At 62.4% G+C, this 6,618-nt stretch carries 5 protein-coding genes; 3 read left to right on the forward strand and 2 right to left on the reverse strand.

Annotation, left to right across the window (positions count from 1 at the left end; genetic code table 11):
- The first annotated feature begins 54 nt into the window (after positions 1-54).
- From CCK88_RS18130 to CCK88_RS18140, 3 genes are all read left to right on the forward strand, one after another.
- Positions 55-657, forward strand: a complete 603-nt coding sequence (locus CCK88_RS18130) for a DUF4167 domain-containing protein (RefSeq protein ID WP_086471938.1) — start codon at positions 55-57, stop codon at positions 655-657.
- A gap of 205 nt (positions 658-862) precedes the next feature.
- Entirely contained in the window at positions 863-3,478 is a 2,616-nt protein-coding gene (gene clpB, locus CCK88_RS18135; RefSeq protein WP_086471939.1) for an ATP-dependent chaperone ClpB, read from the forward strand.
- A gap of 101 nt (positions 3,479-3,579) precedes the next feature.
- A complete protein-coding gene (locus CCK88_RS18140) occupies positions 3,580-3,918 on the forward strand; it encodes a VOC family protein (protein WP_086471940.1) in 339 nt (112 codons plus the stop codon).
- Here CCK88_RS18140 and CCK88_RS18145 read toward each other — a convergent pair whose 3' ends face one another.
- Both CCK88_RS18145 and CCK88_RS18590 read right to left on the reverse strand, forming a co-directional pair.
- Positions 3,919-5,880, reverse strand: a complete 1,962-nt coding sequence (locus CCK88_RS18145; protein ID WP_140049045.1) for a M23 family metallopeptidase — start codon at positions 5,878-5,880, stop codon at positions 3,919-3,921.
- A gap of 354 nt (positions 5,881-6,234) precedes the next feature.
- A partial coding sequence (locus tag CCK88_RS18590) for a hypothetical protein (RefSeq protein ID WP_210189965.1) occupies positions 6,235-6,618 on the reverse strand: 384 nt, incomplete at its 5' end.

Here is a 6,618-nt window from a genome sequence, read left to right on the forward strand (position 1 = left end):
CCGATCGACCCCATGATGTGACGCTTAACTTCTAGAGTTAGACAAAGCGACCCGATGAGACCTAACCAGAACAAGAACCGGCAGCGTGGCCGGAACGGCGGACGCAAGCATGTCAATCCGCTGTCGCGCAATTACGAAAGCAACGGCCCCGATGTGAAGGTGCGCGGCAACGCCGCCCATGTCGCCGAAAAATACCTGCAGCTGGCGCGCGATGCCCAATCTTCGGGCGACTCGGTCATGGCCGAGAATTACCTCCAGCATGCCGAGCATTATTTCCGCATCGTTTCTTCCGCCCAGCAGGCCCTGAATGGCCAGCGGGACGGACAGAACCCGGACGAAGTCGATTTCGACGACGACGCCAACGACGTCAATTCGCGCTTCTCCTCGCCCCAGCCGCAACACCAGGTTCAGCAGGGTAATGAGAACGAGATCGAATCGGCCAAGCCCGAAGTGCAGCAGCAGCCCCAACCGGCCGATGAGCCGGTCGCCGCTGCCCCGGTGGACGGCGATGCCGAGCAGGCACCGCGCAAGCCGCGCGAACGGCGTCCGCGACGCCGCCGGCCGGCTGGGGGTGAAGGTGCTGCCGATCCGGCGAGCGCCGAGCAACCCGATGTTCCGGGCCTGCCGGCTTTCCTCACTGGAAACGCTGCCGAGTAAACAGAAGCCGGGCCAAGTGCCCGGCTTTTTCGTTTTCCGAGCGCGTGCCCTGGGACCGACTTTTTGTGCCTCTCCCCTTTTGTTCGGCCCGCCAGCACTTACATAATCGGGCGAAGGAATGTGCCGATCCGGGCATTCCTCAAACGACGCTTCCGCCGCTCTCTGGCGCTTCGGGCCAGGGGACGGGCGAGACAAGGAGAGTTGCATGAATATCGAGAAGTACAGCGAACGCTCGCGCGGCTTCATCCAGAGCGCGCAGACCGCCGCGCTGGGCAAGGGGCACCAGCAGTTCAGCCCGGTGCATCTGCTCAAGGTGCTGCTTGACGACGACCAGGGCATGGCCAGCGGCCTTATCGAACGCGCCGGGGGCGACCCCAAGGCGGTTCGCGCCGGCGTCGAGGCTGCGCTCAACAAGATTCCCAAGGTTTCCGGCGATGCCGGCCAGCTTTATCTCAGCCGCGAATTGGCGCGAGTCTTCGACACAGCCGAGCAGGCCGCCCAGAAGGCCGGCGACAGCTTTGTCACGGTCGAGCGGCTGCTGCTGGCCCTCGTCATTGAAAAGGATACGGATGCCGGCAAGATTTTGGCTTCGGCCGGCGTCACGGCCCAGGGCCTCAATAGTGCCATCGAAGCCATCCGCAAGGGCCGCACCGCAGATTCCGCCTCAGCTGAAAACAGCTATGATGCGCTCAAGAAATATGCGCGCGACCTGACCCAGGATGTCCGGGAGGGAAAGCTCGATCCGGTGATCGGACGCGACGAGGAAATCCGCCGCACCATCCAGGTGCTGTCGCGCCGCACCAAGAACAATCCCGTGCTGATCGGCGAACCGGGCGTGGGCAAGACGGCGATCGCCGAGGGCCTTGCGATCCGCATGGTCAATGGCGACGTTCCCGAATCGCTCAAGAACAAGAGCCTGCTCGCACTCGACATGGGCGCCCTGATTGCCGGCGCGAAATATCGCGGCGAGTTCGAGGAGCGCCTGAAATCCGTATTGAGTGAAGTGCAGTCGGCAGAAGGGCAGATCGTGCTCTTTATCGACGAGATGCATACCCTGGTCGGTGCCGGCAAGAGCGAGGGCGCGATGGATGCGTCCAATCTCCTCAAGCCTGCCCTGGCGCGCGGTGAGCTGCACTGCGTGGGCGCGACGACGCTCGACGAGTATCGCAAGCATGTCGAGAAAGATCCGGCCCTGGCCCGGCGCTTCCAGCCGGTGTTCGTGTCCGAGCCGACTGTCGAAGACACGATCTCGATCCTGCGCGGGCTCAAGGAAAAGTACGAGCTTCACCACGGCATCCGCATCGCCGACTCCGCGCTGGTGAGTGCGGCGACGCTATCGAACCGCTACATCACTGATCGCTTCCTGCCCGACAAGGCCATCGACCTGATGGACGAAGCGGCGGCGCGGTTGCGCATGGCCGTGGATTCCAAGCCCGAGGCCCTCGACGAACTCGATCGGCGCATCATGCAGCTCAAGATCGAGCGCGAGGCGCTGAAGAAGGAAACCGACGACGGCTCGCGGACGCGGCTCGACCGGCTCGAGCAGGACCTCGCAGGCCTCGAAGAGCAGGCTCAGACTCTGTCGGCCAAATGGCTGGCGGAAAAGGAGCGCCTGCAGGGGTCAACAAAGCTCAAGGAAGAACTGGATGCTGCGCGCTCGCAGCTCGAGATCGCGCAGCGCCAGGGTGATCTGGCAAAGGCCGGCGAGCTCGCCTATGGCGTCATTCCCGATCTCGAGAAGCGGCTCAAGACCGCTGACGATCCCAATGGCGACGGCAAGCCGGACCCGTTAATGGCCAAGGAAACGGTCGAGCCCACCGATATCGCGCAGGTCGTGTCGCGCTGGACCGGCATTCCGGTCGATCGCATGATGGAAGGCGAGAAGGAAAAGCTTCTGCATATGGAGGCGACCCTTGGCGGCCGCGTCATCGGTCAGGCCGAAGCGGTGGCGGCGGTGGCCAAGGCCGTGCGGCGCTCCCGCGCGGGCCTGCAGGATCCCAATCGCCCCATCGGTTCGTTCATGTTTCTCGGACCCACGGGCGTGGGCAAGACCGAGCTGACCAAGGCCCTTGCGCAGTTCCTCTTCGACGACGAGACCGCGATGGTGCGCCTCGATATGTCGGAATTCATGGAAAAGCACTCCGTCGCTCGCCTGATCGGCGCCCCTCCGGGCTATGTCGGTTACGACGAAGGCGGGGTGCTGACCGAAGCCGTGCGGCGGCGGCCCTATCAGGTCGTGCTCTTCGACGAGATCGAAAAGGCGCATCCCGATGTCTTCAACGTCCTCCTGCAGGTGCTCGACGACGGGCGGCTGACGGACGGGCAGGGACGGACGGTCGATTTCCGCAACACAGTCATCATCCTCACGTCCAACCTCGGGGCCGAATACCTGGTCGATCTCAAGGACGGGGAGTCGGTGGAGCTGGTGCGTGGCAAGGTGCTCGACGCGGTGAAGGCGGCGTTCCGCCCGGAATTCCTCAATCGCATCGACGAAATTCTGCTGTTCCATCGCCTCGGCCGCGAGCATATGGGCAATATCGTCGACATCCAGTTCAGCCGGCTCGAAAAGCTGCTGAAGGACCGCGACATTTCCCTGGCGCTGACGCCCAAGGCCCGCGAATGGCTGGCCAATGAAGGGTACGATCCCGCCTATGGCGCGCGCCCCCTCAAGCGCGTCATCCAGCGCGCGGTGCAGGACGAGCTGGCCGAGGAAATTCTCTCCGGCGCGGTATCGGACGGGAATCGCGTGGTCGTCGATGCCGACGACAGCGGCATCGTGCTGCTGCCGGGCGCCTCCGCTTCGGCCATTGCCGCGGCCTAAGGCTCTGTTCAAACATGAAGGCCGGTCTAATGACCGGCCTTCTTCTTGTGTTCATGCCGATTCTGTAATAGAACAAAAACAGAACTTAGGTGGAGGGCGTGATGGCCGACAAGCTTGACTACATCGAGTTTCCCTCGACGGACCGTGCCGCGAGCAGTGCGTTCTTCGAGGCCGCCTTTGGCTGGGGTATCACCAGCTATGGTCCGATCTACGATGGCATCGAGGGAGCGGGGATCGATGGCGGTGTCGATGCCAGTGCCGATCGCGTCGCGACGACCATGGCCATCGTGCGCACCAGCGATCTCGATGCGGCCGAGCAGAGGGTGCTGGCGGCCGGTGGCATCATCACGCGAGCGCAATTCGATTTTCCGGGCGGGAGGCGCTTTCACTTCCGCGAGCCGGGCGGCAACGAGCTCGCCGTCTATGTTGCCCGCGACTAGTTATTGCGCCTGAGCAACCGTGACCGGGGCGGGTTCACGCGCCATGAGGTCGTTGATCTGGGCGATCGTCTGGTCGAACTCGTCCCGATACTGGGCGGCCAGAACATTGTCCTTAGGCAGTTTGACGCTGAGCGGGTCGACCAGGTTGCCGTTGATCAGGATCTCGAAATGCAGGTGCGGGCCAGTCGACTGGCCGGTCGAGCCGACATAGCCGATCACCTGGCCCTGGCGGACGCGACTGCCGGCGCCGAGGCCGTCGACAAAGCGCGACAGGTGCCCATATGCCGTCTCGTAGCCGTTCACGTGCTGAATTTCGATCTTGTTGCCGTAGCCCGACTGCCATTTGTAGTAGCTGATGACACCATCGCCGGCTGCGTAGATCGGGGTGCCGGTGCGGGCCGCGAGATCGACGCCGGTATGGAGCTTGCGGGTCTTGAAGATAGGGTGGATGCGATAGCCGAAGCGCGAACGGAGCGTACCGCCGCCTTCCAGAGGGCGACGGTTGAGGAAGCGCTTGCCGGTCTCGCCATCCGGATCGTAGAAATCGACGGTGCCATCGTCGGTGGAGAACCGGTAAAGCTCGCGCTTGCTGCCCGAGAGGTTGAGGCTCACATAGAGCAGCTCGTCCTCGCCGCCCGTGCCCGTTTCACCGGCTTCCAGGATCTCGATCGTGTCGCCCGCGGTGATGCGCTTGGTCATGTCGATATCATAGGCAAACATGCCGATAATGCGCTCGATGGTCTCGTCGCTGAGGTCGTGCTTGCGGCCCGTTTCCCAGATGGACCGGTAGACGGTGGGCAGGTTGCCCACATTGATCTGCTCGACGTCCTCGGTCGGAAATTCGACCCAGTCCGGCTGCAGGCCGACGACATACTGGCCGTTGTCGCTCAGGGCGACGGTCGCGATATGACGCTCACCGGGCGCGCCGTCGGGCCGGTAGATCGACATGCGATAGGGGACCAGGCTGTCCCCCGACTGCGACAGCGGCCCGTAAAGGATGCGCAGGCGCAGGCCCGTCGGGAGGCCGCCAGCCGGAATGAGATTGGCCAGTGTATTTTCCACCATGCCGACCTGCGCGGCGGTAAAGCCATTGCGCAGCAGGCTGTCGCGCAACGGTCCTTCCTCCCGAACGGTCAGAAAGCGTTCGGTGCGGCCCATGCCTTCACCGGATGCCTGGGTCGATTTGGGAACGACGGTGACGTTCTCGGCCACGCCGCTGACAGCGGAGGCAGAAGCGGAAAGATCCTGAACGCTTGGCGCCAGCGACGCATACGCAAGCGCCGGGATGCCGCCATCGACCGAAACGTCCGCGATCGCCATGGTGCGCACGAATTCGGCGGCACTCTGATCGGTCACGGCGCGGGTCGGCACGAAATTGGCTGGCATGCCGGACTGGCTGACGGCCACCTCGCCGTCGACATCGGTGCCATAGACGTCGGTGGCGATATCGAGCGCTGCACTGGTAATAGGCTGCGTCTTGTTCAGAATGGCCACCGGATCATAGGCTGGGACATCCGCGGAGAGTGATGTGCCCGTGGTCGCGAGGGTGGCGCGAATGCGAACGAAAGGCTGGTTGCGGATGATCTCGCGACCATCGACGGTCTGGCGGGTCGAGGCTTCAATGATTTCCTTGTCGGACCGTGTGGCGGCGACCGGGCGCAGCCGGGACGTCTTGGACGTCAGATCCGTCGCCATCTGCTGGTTGACTTTGGGGGCGGCCAGATTGAGCGCCGCATAGGCAGTAGAGAACGTGTCCTGGCCCTGGAAGGATACATAGAGCGCAGCGCCCATCAGCAGGACGCTGGTCAGGCCTGTCATAACGGTGCCGCTGAGCCAGGCGAAGCTGAGTTCGCGCCCTTGCGGGATTTCACCGTCGGTGGACTGTACGGTCAGAGCCGGGCTGTCCTCGAAACCGGTGGAATGCAGCAGTGCTACATGGCGTCGTCTTTGCGTTGCGTTCAACGCTTCATCCTTCAAACCATGGTCAGGGTCGGTTCTGCAGCCGGTCTTGGCCAGCTCTGGTGCTCACGCGCCGCGCGTAACCTACGTAGGCGCGCGCATGTTCGCAATACTTGCGCCTATCGACCACAAATGCGGCAAAACTGGGAGTCGCGGCCTTTTCCCTGCATGCCGCTGCGGGGTGCACCGAAAAGGCGGTCGCCACCAAAATCTATCCCCAGGCGCGGCAAAGCCCTTTAATCTCCGGCGCCTTGGTCGAGTTATCCACATTGCGGACTGAGCCCGAACAAGAAAAATGGCATTTTTTCATGAGGGGGCTTCCCAAGCGAAAAGCCTGCCCCTATAACCCGCCCATCGCTAAAGAGCGCGGCGCCAAACGGCGGCGAACTTGGAAGCAAACCATTGAAACGAAATGAAAATTTGGTTTCGGGTTTTCGAGTTTCGGATCAAAACGAAAAACGAAAATAGGGTGTTGACAGACGAAAACGTCTCGATTAAAACCCGCCACGCTGACGACGCCGAGCGGTTTCGCTCCCACTGTTCAGCGGATCTCTGAAAGGGCAGATATGCTGCCGGGCAACCGGATGGGGTATCTTGTTCCTTGAAGGAATACGGAAGTTTTGCTTCCAAGTGACGTTTCTGCCGGTGACGGCGATGGGTCAGCTCTTTGACATTGTGAAGAAAAGAAGAAAGAGAAACGTGGACGGCGAGGTTCTTGCGAACTGGTCTAGATGCAAATCC

Source organism: Devosia lucknowensis, from assembly GCF_900177655.1.
Taxonomy (GTDB): Bacteria; Pseudomonadota; Alphaproteobacteria; order Rhizobiales; family Devosiaceae; genus Devosia; species Devosia lucknowensis.